Annotated in this window: 15 protein-coding genes; 9 read left to right on the top strand and 6 right to left on the bottom strand. The window is 44.4% G+C overall.

Features of this window, described 5'->3' with window-relative positions; genetic code table 11:
* Positions 1 to 220: 220 nt before the first annotated feature.
* The 3 genes from LEP1GSC194_RS09920 to LEP1GSC194_RS09910 all read left to right on the top strand — a co-directional run bounded on the left by LEP1GSC194_RS09920 (position 221) and on the right by LEP1GSC194_RS09910 (position 4,806).
* Positions 221 to 1,813 (top strand): sodium-dependent transporter, encoded by a 1,593-nt coding sequence (locus LEP1GSC194_RS09920; protein ID WP_020773460.1) that lies wholly within the window; start codon positions 221 to 223, stop codon positions 1,811 to 1,813.
* A 118-nt stretch (positions 1,814 to 1,931) separates the two neighbouring features.
* Positions 1,932 to 3,908, top strand: a complete 1,977-nt coding sequence (locus LEP1GSC194_RS09915) for an ATP-dependent DNA helicase (protein ID WP_020773456.1) — start codon at positions 1,932 to 1,934, stop codon at positions 3,906 to 3,908.
* A gap of 34 nt (positions 3,909 to 3,942) precedes the next feature.
* Positions 3,943 to 4,806 (top strand): hypothetical protein, encoded by an 864-nt coding sequence (locus tag LEP1GSC194_RS09910; RefSeq protein ID WP_020773449.1) that lies wholly within the window; start codon positions 3,943 to 3,945, stop codon positions 4,804 to 4,806.
* A gap of 196 nt (positions 4,807 to 5,002) precedes the next feature.
* On the opposite strand, the gene LEP1GSC194_RS09905 is transcribed toward LEP1GSC194_RS09910, so the two are convergent.
* From LEP1GSC194_RS09905 to asnS, 3 genes are all read right to left on the bottom strand, one after another.
* Positions 5,003 to 5,821, bottom strand: coding sequence for a DUF1176 domain-containing protein (locus LEP1GSC194_RS09905; RefSeq protein WP_017810110.1), 819 nt, complete (start codon positions 5,819 to 5,821; stop codon positions 5,003 to 5,005).
* Between the two features lie 513 nt (positions 5,822 to 6,334).
* Positions 6,335 to 7,126 carry a hypothetical protein gene (locus tag LEP1GSC194_RS09900; protein ID WP_020773469.1) on the bottom strand — a complete coding sequence of 264 codons (792 nt, stop codon included), beginning with the start codon at positions 7,124 to 7,126 and terminating at the stop codon, positions 6,335 to 6,337.
* A gap of 54 nt (positions 7,127 to 7,180) precedes the next feature.
* Positions 7,181 to 8,488 carry an asparagine--tRNA ligase gene (asnS, locus tag LEP1GSC194_RS09895; protein ID WP_020773476.1) on the bottom strand — a complete coding sequence of 436 codons (1,308 nt, stop codon included), beginning with the start codon at positions 8,486 to 8,488 and terminating at the stop codon, positions 7,181 to 7,183.
* A gap of 81 nt (positions 8,489 to 8,569) precedes the next feature.
* Here asnS and folD point away from each other — a divergent pair, with 81 nt between their 5' ends.
* The 6 genes from folD to LEP1GSC194_RS09865 all read left to right on the top strand — a co-directional run bounded on the left by folD (position 8,570) and on the right by LEP1GSC194_RS09865 (position 15,421).
* Positions 8,570 to 9,424 carry a bifunctional methylenetetrahydrofolate dehydrogenase/methenyltetrahydrofolate cyclohydrolase FolD gene (gene folD / locus LEP1GSC194_RS09890; protein ID WP_020773465.1) on the top strand — a complete coding sequence of 285 codons (855 nt, stop codon included), beginning with the start codon at positions 8,570 to 8,572 and terminating at the stop codon, positions 9,422 to 9,424.
* 15 nt (positions 9,425 to 9,439) lie between these two features.
* A complete protein-coding gene (locus tag LEP1GSC194_RS09885; RefSeq protein WP_020773474.1) occupies positions 9,440 to 10,405 on the top strand; it encodes an acetylxylan esterase in 966 nt (321 codons plus the stop codon).
* Positions 10,402 to 11,823, top strand: a complete 1,422-nt coding sequence (gene cysS / locus LEP1GSC194_RS09880) for a cysteine--tRNA ligase (RefSeq protein WP_020773464.1) — start codon at positions 10,402 to 10,404, stop codon at positions 11,821 to 11,823. The genes LEP1GSC194_RS09885 and cysS overlap by 4 nt, the downstream gene beginning before the upstream one ends.
* The gene (rlmB, locus tag LEP1GSC194_RS09875; protein WP_036042176.1) at positions 11,808 to 12,569 is read left to right on the top strand and encodes a 23S rRNA (guanosine(2251)-2'-O)-methyltransferase RlmB; all 762 of its coding nucleotides are present in this window, start codon (positions 11,808 to 11,810) and stop codon (positions 12,567 to 12,569) included. Before cysS ends, rlmB begins: the two co-directional genes overlap by 16 nt.
* Positions 12,570 to 12,856: 287 nt before the next feature.
* Positions 12,857 to 14,002 carry an esterase/lipase family protein gene (locus tag LEP1GSC194_RS09870; protein ID WP_081605077.1) on the top strand — a complete coding sequence of 382 codons (1,146 nt, stop codon included), beginning with the start codon at positions 12,857 to 12,859 and terminating at the stop codon, positions 14,000 to 14,002.
* A 306-nt stretch (positions 14,003 to 14,308) separates the two neighbouring features.
* A complete protein-coding gene (locus LEP1GSC194_RS09865) occupies positions 14,309 to 15,421 on the top strand; it encodes an alpha/beta hydrolase (protein ID WP_020773475.1) in 1,113 nt (370 codons plus the stop codon).
* A gap of 428 nt (positions 15,422 to 15,849) precedes the next feature.
* Here LEP1GSC194_RS09865 and hisF read toward each other — a convergent pair whose 3' ends face one another.
* The 3 genes from hisF to gatC are packed head-to-tail and all read right to left on the bottom strand — an operon-like array spanning position 15,850 to position 18,367.
* A complete protein-coding gene (hisF, locus tag LEP1GSC194_RS09860) occupies positions 15,850 to 16,620 on the bottom strand; it encodes an imidazole glycerol phosphate synthase subunit HisF (protein ID WP_020773450.1) in 771 nt (256 codons plus the stop codon).
* Positions 16,617 to 18,080 carry an Asp-tRNA(Asn)/Glu-tRNA(Gln) amidotransferase subunit GatA gene (gene gatA / locus LEP1GSC194_RS09855; protein WP_020773466.1) on the bottom strand — a complete coding sequence of 488 codons (1,464 nt, stop codon included), beginning with the start codon at positions 18,078 to 18,080 and terminating at the stop codon, positions 16,617 to 16,619. The genes hisF and gatA overlap by 4 nt, the downstream gene beginning before the upstream one ends.
* Positions 18,077 to 18,367, bottom strand: coding sequence for an Asp-tRNA(Asn)/Glu-tRNA(Gln) amidotransferase subunit GatC (gatC, locus tag LEP1GSC194_RS09850; protein WP_020773478.1), 291 nt, complete (start codon positions 18,365 to 18,367; stop codon positions 18,077 to 18,079). The genes gatA and gatC overlap by 4 nt, the downstream gene beginning before the upstream one ends.
* Positions 18,368 to 18,383: the final 16 nt, after the last annotated feature.

Genomic DNA, 18,383 nt, shown 5'->3' with positions numbered 1-18,383 from the left:
TTCTCCAAAGGGAGTATTTACTTTCTCAATTTAGACCCTTCAATCTTGAAAATTTCTCATTTTTTCTGCCATATTGACACTACCTAATACCCTGACATCTGACTCCTATCCACTGATTCCTAATATGCTGATCCCTAACATTTATGTCCCATTTTTTACGAAATCCGTCGCTTTTCCTTTGACAGAGAGGGGTTTGGGCAGTGTTTTGCAAGAAAACATCATGAATCAGGAAACCCCTAAGGAAAGCTGGAAATCCAGAACCGGACTCATCCTCACCGTGGCGAGCGGGGCCATCGGACTCGGAAATTTCATCCGATTCCCAGGACAAGCCGTCGCAAACGGCGGAGGCGCCTTTATGGTTCCCTACATCATCAGCTTCATTCTGGTCGGAATTCCGGTCTGTATCACGGAATGGATCATGGGAAGAATGGGAGGTCGCACCGGTCATAGCGCTCCTTTTTTATTCAAGAGTTTCTTATCCGGATTTCCCCTCAGAATCGTCGGAGCCATCGGAATTACGATCCCGATTCTCATATACGTATATTACGTTTTCATTGAAGCCTGGTGCCTCGCCTACTCTTTTGAATTTTTGACCGGACAAATTCGGTTCAATGCGAGCGGACAAGTACCGGAGTCCCAAATCATTCAGGCGGCGGGCAATTATTATTTGGATCTGACCGGGGCCAGACAAAACGGGGACGCGGTTTCCGGTAAAATCTTTTACGCTACGATCGCTTGTTTCGCTCTCAACTTCGCTTTAGTCTACCGCGGAATTTCCAAGGGAATCGAAACCTTCGCTAAAATCGCGGTTCCTTTGATGTTGGTCTCTTCGGCGGTCATTCTCGTTCGGGTCCTTACGTTAGACGACATCGAGTTAGGTCTCGGGAAGATGTGGAATCCGGATTGGTCCGCACTTTTAAAGTCGGAGGTTTGGATCGCCGCGGCGGGTCAGATCTTTTTTACTTTGTCGGCGGGTTTCGGGATCGCACTCGTCTTTTCGAGTTATCTCAAACGGGATAACGACGTAGTTCTCTCTTCTCTTTCCGCCGCTTCCTTAAACGAATTCGTGGAAGTTGCGATCGGAGGAATGGTTACGATCCCTGTCGCCTTTTTATTCTTAGGCCCTTCGATCAACGACTTCGGTATGTTCGGAATGGGATTTATCGCGCTTCCGTCCGTTTTTTCTTTGATGCCGGGCGGACAATGGTTCGGTGCCATTTGGTTCTTCGTTCTTTTTCTCGCGGCGATCACTTCTTCGGTTACGATGTTACAACCGGGAATTATCTTTTTGGAAGAATCCTTCGGACTCAGAAGACGAACTTCCTGTTCGATCTTATTTTTATTCACCGCGAGTCTTTGTTTTCCGATTCTTTACTTCAATCAAAACTTTCAAGCTCTCGAACTCGCGGACTTTTGGATCGGTACGATTTTGATCTTTATTCTCGCGAGCATTCAAATTTTCATCTTCGGTTGGAAGGTCGGAGCTAAAAAAGGTCTTGAAGAAGGAAACGAAGGTTCCCATCTCGAACTTCCTAAATTCTTTTGGTTCGTGATTCAGTACGTCACTCCTGCGTTTTTGCTCGTTGTATTTATCGCCTTCCTCATCCAAAATCTTCCCGGTCATTTTGAAAGAATGAGCGTTGACACGATGGTCTCCCAAGCGATCGCAAAGGGAATTTCCGTAGAAACGGCTCGTATGAAAGCGCTGATTTCCAGATCCGTTTTTTTCGGAATCCTGCTCGTTTTCAGTTTGATTGTGCTTCTCGTACACTATGCTTTGGAGTACAAGGAAAAGAGAGTACATTCGAAATGATGTTCTTAGCGCAAGAAAGTCTGAATGGGCAGGGAATTTCGATCATGATCCTTTCCCTGTTTTTAGTGGCCGGTCTTTCCGTATTTTGCATTTTCAAACTTTTTAAAACTCGAAACCATTGAACCGTACTTTAGAATACTTTGATAAACTTTCTTCGATCTGGGACGACTTCGAACCCAGAAAAGGACAGATCCAACTTTCTCAAAAAATAGAAGATTCCCTCTTTAACGGAACTCATTTGATCGCCGAAGCCGGAACCGGAGTCGGTAAGTCGCTTGCGTATTTGATTCCCGCGGCCCTCGCCTCGATCGAAAGAGAAGAACCCGTCGTCATTTCCACAGAAACAAAATCCCTACAACAACAGCTTCTCTTAAAAGACATTCCGATGGTTTCCAAAATTTTAGGAACGGATCTAAAAGCGGAAGTCGCAATGGGAGCGTCCAATTACGTTTGCAAACGAAAGATGAATCACGTGTTGCGAGACGGAACCTTCGGCCCGGAAATGATTCCACATCTGGATTCTTTCAACCGATGGATTAAAACCACCGAGTCCGGAAGAAAGCAGGAATTTACAGGAACGGCTTCGTATGATTTTTGGAGCCGAGTTACGAGAGAAGCGGATAACTGCCTCGGAAGAAATTGTCCCAACTTCTCTCATTCTTATTATTTTTTAGAAAGGGAGAAGTGGAAACGTTGTAACATTTTGATCGTCAATCATCACCTTTTGGCGGCGCATATCGCGAGCGATTTCAACATTCTTCCCGAATTCAGTCGCGTGATTTTGGACGAGGCGCATAACTTTCCGGATATCATCGGTTCTTCCTTTCGTCAGGAAATTCGTTCTCAGGAAATTCAAAAACTTCTGCAACAAATTTGGCTCCCGAATAAAAACACGGGGATTGCGGTTTCGATCGGTTCGAGCGCCCTGAAAGAACTCGCGGCAAAGGCTGGAGAGGCTCTGACCGTTTTTTTCAACGCGCTTTCCGGAGAAGTCCCTTTGAATTTTTACAGTCCTCAAAGGATCAAAAGACCTCTGAAGTTGGATCGGGGTGCGTTTGCCGCGATACTCGCCGAGATCGCCGAAATTCTCCAGAAACACCTTTCCAAACTGTCCAAGGACAGCGAGGACGTCGCCGAAAAGGAATCCGCTCTCGTCTTAGAGATGTTAGCCGGTAGGACGAACGAAATCGCGACGGGTCTCGAAACCTTTCGCCAAGTGGACGATCCGAGTCTCGTATATTGGATAGAACCTCCCGATCAAAATTCGAAGGAAATATATTACAAAATTTGCATGGAACCGTTGAGTCCGGACGAGATCATCCGAGACTTGTTCGTTTCCAGAATGCAATCGGTCGTTTTCACTTCCGCAACTCTTTCCACTTCCGGAAGCGATTTTAAATACTTTCAAAAAAAAATCGGCAATCTCCCGACTTCCAATTTTACCGTTCTTTCTCCCTTTCCGTATCAGAAAAACGCGCTTCTGTACGTTCCGAGAGAAATCCGGGATCCGGTAGGAGATCCGGACGGTTATCACGCCGATCTTGCGAAACAAATTCTCTGGCTGATCGAACTGACTCGCGGAAACACATTCGTACTTTTTACTTCTTTTAAGTCTTTGAAACTGGTTTACGAGGCGATTCGTCCCCACACGGATCTTCCCCTTTTCTCTCAATCCGATCTTGGACCGGACGGAGCCAAACAGATGTATCTCGAAACTCCCGACAGCGTTCTTTTCGGAGTTTCCACGTTTTGGCAGGGAATCGATATTCGAGGAGACAAACTCAAATCGGTGATTATCGCAAAACTTCCGTTTCAGGTTCCGAACGATCCGGTTTTGGAAACCAAGAGCGAAAAGTTAAAAGAGTCCGGCGGAAATCCGTTCGCCGAGTTACAACTTCCGTACGCTTGTACGGTTCTCAAACAAGGATTCGGTCGTTTGATTCGCTCCGGAACCGACACGGGGATCGTTTCCATTTTGGACCCGAGAATGTTCACAAAAACGTACGGAAAGGATCTTTTGCGTTCCCTTCCTCCCGCCAAACTGATTCAGAATCGGGAAGATTTGAGAAGAGAATTCGTCAATCTGCCGAAATAAATAGAAGACGCATTTCTATTTTTTGAGAACGCAGATGAATTTTACATTTCGATTTTTTTTAATTCTCCTCTTTTGGATTCCGGTTCAAAATTCATTCTCTTTTGAGAGTAAAGATTTTACGGACACGGTGATCGACTGGAAGAAAGGAGAGGTTCAGAAAATTCTTTCCTTCAAACTTCCGAAACTGACCTACTCCGTGGAGGATCGGGATTGGGGTGCGGAAAACACCGCAAAAAATCTGACCGAAGCGAGAAAGAAAGCTTCCTCAAAAGCGGAAGAAGAATTGAGGAAATTTCTTTTTCGAAAGATAGATACCCTCAAATTGGATTCCGAATTTACTCTGCGTGAAAAGATCAAAGAAGACTCGATGTTTCGAGAGATCTTCAATCAGATCTACGAAATCGAGCCGATTTTTTCCAACGTCGACTTTATCGAAAATCAGGCGGTCGCCAAGGGTCTCGTTCAATTCAAAGGGAAACGGGGAATTTTGAATTACGTTTTCCTTTCCTTCGAGTCTGAAAATTTTCCGGAATATCCGGCTCCGACGTTAACGGCCGAATTCACTTCCCTGATCGTGGACGCGAGGCATCTGAAGTTGGATACGGCCCTCTTCCCCGAAATTCTTTCGGAAGAAGGAAACAGTCTTTATTCTCCTCATTTCGTTTCCAAGGAGAATGTGGTGAAAAGCGGTTACGTGAGTTATATGAAAACGCCGGAAGAAGCGTTTCGTTCTCGGATAGCCGGAACCAAACCGTATTTCGTTACCGCGTTAAGCGTCACAGGTCATTATCCGGTGAACCCTGTGATTGCGGGTGAAGACGCGAGAAAACTCCTTGCCTCTCCGAAAACCAAAACGGCCTTGAAAAATTGCAGAGTGATCATTCTGAAAGATAAATGAGCATTCTAAAAATCTAATATTTTGTAAGAGAACCGGACTTGCCTTTAGTTAACGTGAGTTCGAGATAACAAATGCGAAAGCGATTGTATGTTGCGATCCATAGAGAGCAACTCTTTAGTTTCCATTCGTCCCGATTTTCTTACGCCGAACTCAAGTTAGTTGCGACTTATTCGATTTTAGGGTTTAGGACTTTACATCACTCTAACTCTCGAACCCAACTCAGAATCTTTGAAAGTAACGAAAAAACCAAAGGAGCTTCATACTGAGTCCATTCCACCGGAATTTCTTCCGCAGAATACGAATGCATCCCGTTGCACTCCAGCTTCGCTCGAATCTCTTCAAGAATCGGTCGTTTTTTTTCGGAAAGTTGATAACGAAAATATCTACCACAATCTCCCATTCCTCTGTGTTTGATAAAAGCTATAAACTCTTTTGTCTCCGGCTTATAAAACCGAACGATATGTTGGCTCTCAAAACCGGTCATACGAACCCCATCCGAAACCGCTTCAAAATTATAAGCGGTAAAAGTAAGTACTTTCGTTTTTGCCGGAATCGTTCTTTCATCATAGAGGAAATACACAAAACTATGATTGTAGACGGATACGTCACACACCAGCTCGCCCAAAAATTCTCCTTCGGAAAGCCGAAAGAATCGAATCGGTGAATCACTGCTATACTCCGCTAACCGATGAAAATCGATCAAACCGTCCTCGCCTAACGAGAGATTGTATTCGCAATCTTTCGGAAGTTGTCTTCGCAAAGAATTCAACGCATCCGCGCAAATTTCTTCCGGGTGTTTTTCTTTGTCTTCCGGAGAACGAGCATAATAATCGCAGTCTCCGGGCCAAACGATGGATGATCTCGTAAATCCGGAGTGGAAGGAATTTCTTTCCTGTTGTTTGAAAAGAATCTTGTTTCCTCCGATAAAGTAAAACGCAAAGGAGAGAGATATTACGCAGAAAAGCGCGATCAAAGAGAAAAGAAAACGTTTGAATCGCAATAGATAGGAAATCATTTTTCTAAATTGTACCTCTTAAATAAAATATCTCCGGCGCCATATTTCTGTAAAAAAACGGAATCTTCCAATATCCGCCTTTTTAAGATTCGATTCTAAGGTAGAAAGAATCGCTTAAGACCCCATAACCAACGCCACAAATCAAGTGAAACAAAAAAGATTCAATACGGCAATTTTGCAAGCGTTTCAAGCGGCTAAGAGTTAGGTTTTAGCGCTTAGGACTTTACAACCTGTTATCGCAATTTCTGTGAAAATTTCGAAGAGAACGAGGCTTTTTACTTGAAAAAAGTATGTTTTTCTAATATTAGAAAAGTCTCCCGATCTTCCTACCAATTTCGCGACCTGAAACGCGACCCGTAGAGAGCGAAATAGAGTTTAACCTTTCGCGACCCAAAATTAGGGAAACTCAACACAACGCTTCCTAAGCGGCGCGTTGTGGGGCGTAAGTTTCACAGAAGATTTGTCGTAATTCCGACAGATTTATTTTCAGATCCAGTACTTGTGATCGTTAGATTAACCGTGAGCGGCAACGAGCTCGCTGAAAACCTCTTCCGCCTTCTTGAAGTTTTCCGAAAAAAGATACGCAAATCCCAAGTCGATCAATTCCTGCATTGAAAGGGATTTTCGCTTTGCTTCCATTTTGGGAATACTCGCGATCTTTTCGGAGAATTCTTTTTTCTTTTCGTCGAAGGTGGGAAGTTCCTCGTAACCGGGAATTTTTTCGAGAACCGATTTCGCCTCGTCGAACTTTCCCATATAAACGAGAGCAAGTCCCAATGCACCCATAACGTCTCTTTCTTCCGAAAGACGTTTCGCATTCTCCGCAAAAACCTGAACCGCTTCTTTGTAGTTTCTAAGATGATAATTGGAAAAAAATTCCGCCTTACAAAAGAAATCGTCGGAAAAACGGGACTTGTAAACGGAGATCAAATCCAAAACCGTTTTGAAATCCACCGCGTCCTCGCTTACGAGAATTCCGGTTCTAAGCGAGGAACACGCGATCGGAACGGAAACGGATTTAAAATACGAGTGAAACTTTTTTGCGGACTCGCGGGATTTTCCCGCTTCTTTCAAAAGATATGCTTCCAAAAGCGGAGTTAAAACGGAGGAACCTTTGAGAAAAAAATTGATTTCGTGATCGGAGCCGGATTCAAACCCCGCAATTCCGCTCAGATGATTTAAAAAAACGTGATTCGGATTCTTTTTTGCGATCGCGATTACTTCTTCGTAAGAACCCGTTTCGAATAATTCCCAAGCGGTTTCTTCGATGGAAGACGGATTGGATACTGCTAAATTCTGACCCATACGATACCTCTCTCTTACTTATCGGATGGGTCTTGGGAAAATTCTCGAAAAAAATCAGGGATATAATCTTTCCATCATCCTCGGAAACGGAATACATTCCCGGACATGCTGGAGCCCGCAAATCCAAGCGATCATCCTTTCCGAACCGAGCCCGAAACCCGAATGCGGAACCGATCCGTATTTTCTCAAATCCAAATACCAATCATAGGATTCCACGGGGAGCTTTTCTTCTTCGAGTCTTTGAACGATGTTCTCGTAGTTCTCTTCCCTCTCCGATCCTCCGATGATTTCCCCCACTCCGTCCGGCGCGATTAAATCCGCGTTCAAAACGGTCTTAGAATCCTCCGGATTCACCTTCATATAAAACGCCTTCGCTTCCCTCGGATATTTTTGGATGAATACCGGACCTCCGAATTCGGTCGTTAGCATCTGTTCCCTTTCGGAATTGATATCGTCTCCCCAAACGATATCTTCTCCCTTGGACCTGAGAATTTCGAGGGCCTTTGTATAATCGATCACCGGAAAATCTTTTTCAAGATAGGCGAGTAGCGGCGCCGGATCTCTTTCCAACACTTTCAAATCTTGTAATGAACTTTGAACGGTCTCTCTCACGATCGTCTTTACGAAGTCCTCTTGCAGCTTTAGATTTTCTGCATGTCCCGCAAAGGCGACTTCCGCCTCGACCATCCAGAATTCGGTGAGATGCCTCCTGGTCTTACTCTTCTCCGCGCGAAAGGTCGGTCCGTAACAAAAGACTTTGTTGTGCGCAAATATCGCGGTTTCCAAATAGAGTTGTCCGGTTTGAGCGAGATACGCGTTGCCTAGATCGAAATATTCCGTGGAAAACAAAGTTCCTGCGCTTTCTCCCACCGAACCGGTAAGGATCGGAGTATCGATCAGCAAAAAATCCCTTTCGTGAAAGTATTTTCGGACGGCAAAGGAAAGATTGTCCCTCACTCTAAGAATCGCCAACTGTTTGGAAGAACGCAGCCAGAGATGTCTCTGAGAAATTAAAAAATCGATCCCGTGTTCCTTCGGAGTGATCGGATAGTTTTCTGATTCTCCGACGACTCGAATCTGATCCATGACGAGTTCGAATCCGATCGGAGATTTTTCGTTTCGAACCAGTTTGCCCGTAACGGCAACGGACGTTTCCTGACGAAGACGTTTTACGGTTTGAAAAATTTCTTCTCCGAGAATTTCTTTTTCCGCGAGAACCTGCAAAATTTTGCCGCCGTTTCTCAGAGAGATAAACTGCCTAGCGTTACTTCCCCGGATTCCGTGAACCCAACCTTGGACGACGACCTTACGATCCACGTATTTTTCCAATTCATGATTACTGACGATCGGTGTTTCAGACATGGACTCATTTTACGCTTTCGGTTTCACCGAAAAGGATATTTTTTACCTGACAGAGAGGAGGTTTCTTAAATCCTGAGAAGTATGAATCCGGTTCTCTTAGATGGAAAAAAACTCTCTGAAAAAATTAGGGACGGAATTCGTTCCGAGATCGAAGAACGAAAAACAAAAAATCTTAGAATTCCAAAACTCACCACGATCCTAGTAGGCAACAACCCCGCTTCCGAAACCTACGTTGGGATGAAAGTCAAGGCCTGTCATAGTGTGGGAATGGGTTCGGAGATGATCCGTTTGGGAGAACAAACCACAACGGAAGAATTATTAACCGTCATCGATCGACTGAACGCCGACTCGAACGTGGACGGAATTTTACTCCAACATCCTTCTCCTCCTCAAATCGACGAAAGAGCGGCCTTTGATCGGATCGCGCTTCACAAGGATGTGGACGGAGTTACCACTCTTTCTTTTGGAAAACTTTCCATGGGAGTGGAAACGTATCTCCCCTGCACTCCGTACGGGATGGTTCTTCTACTCAAAGAATACGGAATCGACGTTGCGGGAAAAAATGCGGTTGTTGTGGGACGTTCTCCGATTTTGGGAAAGCCGATGGCGATGTTACTCACCGAGATGAATGCGACCGTCACACTCTGTCATTCTAAAACCGTCAATCTTCCCGAGATCGTTCGCAAAGCGGATATCATCGTCGGAGCGGTCGGTAAACCGGAGTTCATCAAGGCCGATTGGATTTCCAAAGGCGCGATTCTTTTGGACGCGGGTTACAATCCCGGCAACGTAGGTGATATCGAAATTTCCAAAGCGAAGGATGTTTCGTCTTTTTACACTCCTGTGCCCGGCGGAGTCGGCCCGATGACGATCGCCGTTCTACTATTACAGACCCTTTATTCCTCAAAAGAACACTTTACACCACCGGTAAAGTGAAAACGATGTTTCCAGATGGCGCTCAGTTTTGACGAATGTTTTCAAACTTATCCCGAGCTTCACGGCCCGAGCGATCTCGACGAATTTTGGTCCGAAGCGATTCGGGACTTAAAAAACTTTCCGATTAAAAAACAATCCAAGGCTCTTCTCAAGGGTTCGATTATCAAGGAAACCATCTATGATATTTCCTTTCAATCCTGGCAAAACGCAACCTTAAACGGAACCCTGGTTATTCCTCGAAAACGTGGAGACCTTCCCGTGGTCGTTTACTTTCACGACTACGGCAAGGAAAGACCCGCAATCATCAAAGGACTCACGGAAACGGGAGTCGCTCAACTCATCGTCGATCTAAGAGGTCACGGTTCTCAGTTGGTTCGTCCTCTACTGAAAGAGGGAGAAGTCGCCGATCCCGATTGGACTCCCGGTTACTTCTCGAAAGGTTTGGACGGAAAAGATGCTTTCTATATGAAGGGATTGTATCTCGACGTGATTCGTTCGGTTGAATTTTTAAGACTGACCGACGGGATCGATGGAGACAAGATCATCCTCGCGGGAAAATCGATGGGGGCTTCTCTTGCGGCGTTCGGAGCCGCGTTTACGAATCGGATCAAGGGATTGATTTTGGAAACTCCTAATTTTTGTCATATAGACGATCTCCAACTCAAACTCGAAAAGAGTTGGATGAAGGAAATTACCGAACAACTCAACAGTTCCAAAACCAAAAAAACGGCGATGAAGAAAAGTTTAGCATATTATGATAGTATAAACTTCTCCAAAAAGATCAAAATTCCGACTTTGGTTTCGGTCGGTATGGACGATAAAATTTCCCATCCTAAATCCGTTTTCGCCTTTTTCAATCATCTGAATTGCGACAAAAGGATGCAAGTTTATCCCACGGAAGGAAACGATGCCGGTTTGAAAGACGAAAAACAGAACGGCGCCAATCTGGAATTTGTGAGGGAAATTTTCTTTCCCGAATGATCGAGGTTCAGTTTTACAATTCCCTTACGGGTAAAAAAGAAAAATTCTCTCCCGCAGATCCGCACCGAGTAACCGTGTATTCCTGCGGTCCCACGGTTTACAACTTCGCTCATATCGGAAACCTACGCGCTTTTCTTTTCGTGGACGTTTTACGCAGATCCCTTAAACTTTTGGGATACGGAGTGGATATGACCATGAACATCACGGACATAGACGACAAGATCATCCGTGATTCCATCGCTTCCCAAAAAAGCGTCCAGGATTTTACCGCGCCTTGGACGGAAGCCTTCTTCGAAGATTTAAAAACCGTTTCCGTCGAAACCTTGGAACACTATCCCAAAGCGACGGACTCCATTTCCGAAATGATCGAGATCGTCCAAAAGTTGCAAGAGAAAGGACTCGTTTATGAAAAAGACGAAAGTCTTTATTTCTCCATTCAAAAGTTTAAGGGTTACGGAAAACTCAGTAAAATCGACACGACCGGAATGAAAACCGGAACCCGTTACGACACCGACGAATACGAAAAAGAGGACGTACGAGACTTCGTCCTTTGGAAAAGTCCGAAACTGGAAGGGGAAACCTGTTGGAATACGTTAGTCGGAACCGGACGTCCCGGCTGGCATTTGGAATGTTCCGCGATGATCCGAAAGGTTTACGGAAGCGGAGTGGACATTCATACGGGTGGTGTGGATCTATTGTTTCCCCATCACGAGAACGAAATCGCACAATCCGAAGGCGCCTTTCCCGAAGAATCCTTTGTAAAAACCTGGCTTCATAGCGAACACCTTCTCGTGGACGGTCAAAAGATGTCCAAGAGTAAGGGTAACTTTTACACGTTACGCGATCTTGTTCGGCAGGGTCTGGATCCGAAAGCGATTCGTTTTCTTTTGATCTCGGCGCACTACCGTTCCAAGTTGAATTTTTCCACCGATCGAATCTCCGAGGCTTCCTCGAATATCCGAAAAATCCAAAACTGTTTGGATCGTTTGTTGGATCTGAAATCGGACGTAAAAATCTCCGATCCTTTCGAGTTTAAGTTTACTTCCGAAAGTGTTCTGCAATGGAAAAAAGAATTTGAAGAATCCATAGCCGACGACTTAAACGTTTCCAAGGCCTTGGCCGTAGCATTTGAATCGATCAAACAGATAAACTCTCTTTTGGATTCGGGCAAAGCGGATTCCTTACAGATCCAAGAATACATTCAACTTTTGGCATATTATGATCGTGTTTTCGGAGTTCTCGATTTCGAGCCCAAAAAAGATCTGATCGATTCCGAAATCGATTCCCTTATGGAGGAAAGACAGACCGCCAGAAAGAATAAGGATTTTGCGAGATCCGACGCGATCAGAGATCAACTTTTGGCGCAGGGCATTTTGATCGAGGATACGAAAGACGGAATCCGCTGGAGGAGAAAATAGCCAGACCGGAATACATCTTCGGAAAGCGGACTCTGATCGAACTCACGGAGGCCCATTTCGGCAAGGAACATTCTTTTCCTTTTATCGAGTTGTACGTGAAGGAAAATCCGGGAACGGACATTGTCGAAAAAATATTAAACCGACTTCCTTCTTTCGTAAAAGTCCACCGGGTTACGAGCGCAAAACTGGATTCTCTCGTTCCGGGAAGGAATCATCAGGGAATCGTCGCTCTCAAAAGTCCTTCCAAAGGGCAAACAGCGGATAAGAAAAATCTGGAAGAAATCCTTTTTGAAAAACCGGGAACCTTTCTGATTCTGGATCGAATCCAAGATCCGGGAAACCTCGGAAATATTTTGAGGACCGCCGAATGTTTCGGAGTCACCAACATCATTCTTCCCGAAAGAGAATCGGCTGGAATTACGGCCGTAGTCGAAAAAGTTTCTTCGGGAGCGCTTTCGTTTTTAAAAATTTTCACGGTTAAAAATCTCGCAAACACTTTAGAACTCTTAAAGGAAAACGGTTACTGGATCGTTTCCACGAGCGATCGAGGAAACGAAGACTGGTCCAAACTTCCGGAGCCGAAGGAACTGGCGATCCTCATGGGAAACGAGGGTGAAGGTGTCAAAAGAATCCTTTTGGAAAAATCGGATTTTGTCCTGAGAATTCCGATGCACGGAAATCTTTCCTCTTTGAACGTCACCGTTGCGACCGGGATCGTTTTGGATCGGATCGTAAACCGCAGGTAATTCTTTCGAACCCTTTGTTTCTTTCGTGAAAGAAGTCCGAAAAGGAATCTCAATAAAATCCAAAAGCTAAAATCCGTAAATCCATTAAAGGATTTTGCACTCAAATTGCAGATCGTGGTATTTTAGTAAGTTATAATTCATTGATAAACGTTTTTCGAAACGAATTTTAATTTCAATCCGTCTTCGAATCTGATTCCGAACCTCCGTTCGCTTACAATCCGAAAGAACTCGCCTGATTTTAGAATTATCTCTTGCATTTTCTAATTTTTTGTTTTCTCTTGGGAGACATGAAACCCTTTCGAATTCCTTCCCAATTTTTCGTAATCCTCCTTTGCCTCGGCTTCTTTTCCTCGTGCAACAATTCATCTTGGAATAAGCTCAAAGAAAAACTCAATCTTACAAAAAAGAAAAATATGACGGAAGAAATCCTGGAAACTTTGACCCTCCTATTTTGGGGAGAATTCAATCATGAACTCTATAAGTTCCTTCCGATTCCTCTAGTCGTTTCCAAAAATCAATTCACTGCGGATCAATTCGCGGTAGCCACACCCGAGGTTAAGGATAACAAACCCAAAATCGTTTTGGTCCACGGCTGGGACTTTAAGGAAAAGAACATCAATCCTCCCACGGACAAATTCACGAAGGTAAGCAATTTAAGGGAAACCTGGGACGACGTTTTGGAAATGTATTCTCAAAATCTTTCCGGAGTTCAATCTTCTTACGAACTTTATACCTTTACGTATCGAACCTCGGATTATGTGGAAAACAACGGAAGGAGACTCATCGATAAGCTGAACGGCATTTTTACTCCGGACGACAAGGTCATTCTACTCGCACATTCCATGGGAGGGCTCGTCGGCAGATCCGCCCTTTATCACGCAAACAACACGAACGACGTGATCGACTTCATAGTAACTCTGGGAACTCCTTATTTGGGTTCGCCTTTTGCGTCTCCGAGTTATCAGGGAAATTTCGGAACGTTAGGCGATTTGATCGCGTTTATGACCGAAAGCGAAGGAGGAAAAGATCTGGCTTATACGAACGCGTTAGGCACATCTTATCAGGTTCCGATTCCGAGCGAACACATCGGCGGGGCTTTCAATCCGTATCTGGAACGGCTACTCGCGGAATCTTCGAAGGATTCGAAAGTAACCGTGTTTTACGGAGAAATGAGCGTTTGTAACGAACATCCCGGTTCGAATGCGATTTATACCGTCGGCTGTAACTTTTTATCGAACGGAAGCCCGAGTTTTTTTGGTAAAAACGACGGAATCGTAACTTCTACGAGCGGTAAAATGTCCTCCAAATTATCGGCGGCAAAACGATTCTCGAAAGATTTCGATCACGCGCAGCTTTCGTTTCGCGATCATTTAAATAAGGCATCTCGAAACGCGTTTTTCAACGAGGTTTTGACGATCATCAACGCCTTATAAGAATTAGAACAAATTAAATTAGAAAATTATTTTATTATAGTTATTGAAAATTATTTCCCCATCGGTTTCCGTTATATTGAAATGAACGATTGAAGCGGTTTTATTAATCTCCGCCATGAAATTTTCCAAAAGCTCATATTTTATTTCATAGTAATCCGCAAGTAATAAAAAACAACTTAAGTAATACATTTAATATTTATAATATACTTAAGTATCGTTACTTTTATTTAAACTAAAACATAAAATGAATTAAATTCAGTATTTTCACTTGCATTTTATTCGTTCCTTCGTTTTATTTTGAAACATATGCAACTCGTTAAATTTACTTTTAAACTTTTTATATTTTTTCTTTGTTTCGGTCCGTTCTTTTCGTGCAACAGTTCAATCGAAAGAAAAAATAAAACCGAAGAGATCCTAAAAAATATCGGCGTTACCTTTTGGGACGAGTTCAATCACGAACTCTACAAGTTCATTCCGATTCCGGAGGTCGTTTCAAAAAGTCACATTTCGCCGGATCAATTCGTGATTGCCGCTCCGTATTTAAAGACAAACAAACCGAAGATCGTTTTGATTCACGGTTGGGACTTTGAAGAAAGGAATTTCGAACTTCCCACGAGCAAACGTAAGAAAGTTGCAAATATTAGAAAAATCTGGGACGATGCCTTAGAGATGTATTCCCAAAATCTTTCGGAAGTTCAAACCTCTTACGAACTTTATACTTTTACCTATCGAACCTCGGACTACGTGGAAAACAACGGAAGAAGACTCATCGATAAACTCAACGCCGTTTTTACTCCGGACGACAAGGTCATTCTACTCGCACATTCCATGGGAGGGCTCGTAGGTCGATCCGCTCTTTATCACGTAAACAATACGAACGATGTAATCGACTTCATAGTCGGCCTCGGCGCTCCTTACTTAGGTTCCCCTTTTGCATCCGCGACCTATCGGGAACAAATGGGAAGAACGTTAGACGAGCTTGTCGGTTTTGTAACTGGAACATCGGGCGGAAGGGATATGGCTTATACGAACGCACTCGGCACACCTTATAAGGTTCCGGATAACGAAAGTATCCTCGAAGCTTCCAATCCGTATTTAGAACGACTTCTTGCGGAATCCTCTAAGGATTCTAGAGTTACCGCCTTTTACGGAGAAATGAGCGTCTGCAACGAACATCCCGGATCGGGAATCGTTTTTGTCATCGGCTGCGATATTTTGAAGGACGGAAACCCGAGTTTTGCGAATAAGAACGACGGAATCGTTACTTCCACAAGCGGAAAGATGTCCTCCAAATTACCGGCTGAAAGACAATTTTCTAAGGATTTGGATCACTATCAATTATCGTTTAGCAGTCACGCAAATACGGTTTCTAGAAACGCTTATTTCAACGAAGTTCTAACCGTTATCAACGCTTTGTAAACGGCTTAAATCCCGGATCAATTCGTAGGAAGCACAACGTCTCCTCGAATGAGAACGTTGAACTTTCAAGATTAATTCGACATTTGTTGATGATGAGTAGTGGAGATTTTATCTACAAAAACAAGGCGAAATTTCCTCCGAAAAAGGAAACAGATCGAAACATCTTATGGACTTTTGCCTTTTTTTCTAAACTTGCATACCATACCCGATCAAAAATTAGTATATAACGATTTAATCATGTCTCTGGTCTTCCCGCCGAAAAACCAAGCCCCGGATACTCGAATTATATACTCGTCTCAAAATCATATTCGAAGATTATGATACTATTTCGGGTAAAAATTATAACCTCACGAACGGAGAAGGAGGAAGCTGGAATGAATACCTCTATCTTTGGAAGGACAAACCGAACGAAAAGTGCAGCGGCGCCGTCAATCCAAACGAACGGAAATTCCCATTTCCTTCATAGCTCGTTTGGTTTCTCGAATGGAATATTCTCCGAAGTGAAAGATAGAGGCCGCAAGAACCGCGTCCGCTTTTCCTCGTAGGATGGCTTCCACCATGTGTTCGGGATTTCCCGCGCCCCCGGATGCGATGATCGGAATTTCAAGCGACGAGGAAAAATTTTTCAACAGATTGATATCGAATCCGTTTCGAGTTCCGTCCCGGTCCATAGACGTAAGAAGAATTTCACCGGCGCCTTTTTCAGCGGCTTCCTGAGCCCAGTCGAGCGCTTCCCTTCCGGTTTCCGTTCTTCCTCCGTGTAAAAAAATCTCGTATCGGTCTCTTTCCTTTTGAAACTTCACGTCGATCGCGCAGACGATACACTGGGACCCGTAAATTTCGGAGGAATGTGTGAGAAAGTCCGGATTTTGAAAAGCGGCCGTATTGATCGATATTTTATCCGCGCCTTTTTCCAAAACTGCTTTTACGTCGTCCACGGTCCTGATCCCTCCTCCGACCGTAAACGGGATAAAAATTTTTTCCGCGATTTTCTCCACGAGATGAAGAAGAATTTCCCTTCGATCGGAAGAGGCGGTAATGTCCAAAAAACAAAGTTCATCCGCTAAATTCTCCTCGTAGATCGCGGCTGATTCGACAGGATCGCCTGCGTCCACGAGATTGACAAAGTTCACTCCCTTGACCACCCTTCCGTTCTTGATGTCCAAACAGGGAATGACTCTTGCCGTCAAATCGCTCATTCTATCTTTTCCGGAAATTGAATATTTAAATTTTCTAATTTAGAAATCGCTTGTGCAACTCCGAAAAGTTTCCCCTCTTCGAAGTGAGGAGCCGTGATCTGTAGTCCGATCGGAAGTCCTTTCTCGTCCTTTCCCATAGGAACGCTAATCGCGGGAAGTCCGGCTAAGTTTACGCTCGTAGTCCACATGTCGGCTTTGTACATCTGAACCGGATCTTTGCTTTTTTCTCCGACCTTAAAGGCGGTCGTAGGAGAAGTAGGTTGTAGGATAAAATCCGTTTTGGAAAAGAAAGACGCGTATTCTTTACGAATAAGCGCCCTGGCTTTTTGTGCGGTTCCGTAATACGCATCATAGTAACCCGCTGAAAGAGAAAACGTTCCCAAAAGAATTCTTCGTTTTACTTCCGGCCCGAATCCTTCGGTTCTGGAATCCACGAAAAGATCTTCGAGTTTTCCGGTTTTATCCTTTCTGGATCCGAAACGAATCCCGTCGAAACGGGAAAGATTGGAAGAACATTCCGCCGTAGCGATGATGTAATAGATCGGAATCGCAAAGCCGAACTTGGAAAAGTCGAGTTCAACGAGTGTTGCCCCCTTCTCTTTCAATTGGGAAAGAACTTTCTCGTAAGCTTTTACGACTTCGGGTTGAATTTCCGAAGTCATTTGAATCACGCCGACTTTCAATCCTTTGAAATCGGGAACTGAAACGTCAGTAGCCGAAAATCCGGGACGATGGACCGAAGTGGAATCTCTCACGTCCTTTCCGGAAATCACGGAATACAAATCGATACAACCTTGTAGATCTCTCGAAAAAGGTCCGATCTGATCGAGGCTCGAAGCGTAAGCCACCAGTCCGTAACGGGAAACGGTTCCATACGTGGGTTTGAGTCCGTAGATTCCGCAAAGAGAAGCGGGTTGTCGAACGGATCCTCCCGTGTCGGAACCGAGAGCCAACGGAACCATAGAAGCCGCAACCGCCGCCGCCGAACCGCCGCTCGAACCGCCCGGAATTCTGTCCAAATCGAACGGGTTACGAGTCGTCTGAAACGCGGAATTTTCCGTGGAACTTCCCATCGCAAACTCGTCCATGTTCGTTCTTGGAAACAATACGAATCCTTTTTCGAGCAATTTTTCGACCGCGGTCGCGTTGAATGGAGATTTATAATTTTCTAATATTCTTGAGGAACAGGAAGTGATCGAATCTTGGATACAAATATTGTCCTTGATCGCAACCGGCATTCCGTCGAATTCCGAAAGCGATTTTCCGGCCTTTCTGCGTTTGTCGCTTTCCGTTGCCGCGTCCAAAATTCTTTTTTCGTCCAAGGACAAAAACGCTTTTACCGAACCGTCCACTTCTCGGATCCGATCAATACAGGCCGTTGTAAGTTCGGTCGCGGAAATTTTTCCAGCGCCTAAGGAGGATTTGAGTTCCGTATAAGATTTTTTTAATATTTCGTTCATGTTTCGATCACCTTAGGAACGACGAAATATCCGTTTTGAAAAGAAGGGGCGAATTTTTCGATTTCTTCGCGGGAAAGATGTTTGCCTATAAGATCCGGACGAATCGCATTCTCATGTTGAAAATAAATCTCGTCCTCTCCGATCGAACTTACGTCCAGACCCTTGACTTGGTCCACGTATTCCAAAATTTTGTTAAAGTCGGCCAAGGCGGCTTCTTTTTCCTCCGGACGGATTTTCAAACGCGAGAGTTCGGCGATTTTCTGCAAAGAATCTTCGTTCAGGTTCATGATTCTCCCCTTGGGA

The sequence above is a fragment of the Leptospira alstonii serovar Sichuan str. 79601 genome (assembly GCF_000347175.1).
Classification (GTDB): Bacteria; Spirochaetota; Leptospiria; order Leptospirales; family Leptospiraceae; genus Leptospira; species Leptospira alstonii.
The sequence above is the reverse complement of the archived record's forward strand: the minus strand, read 5'-3'. Positions and strand labels throughout refer to the sequence as shown.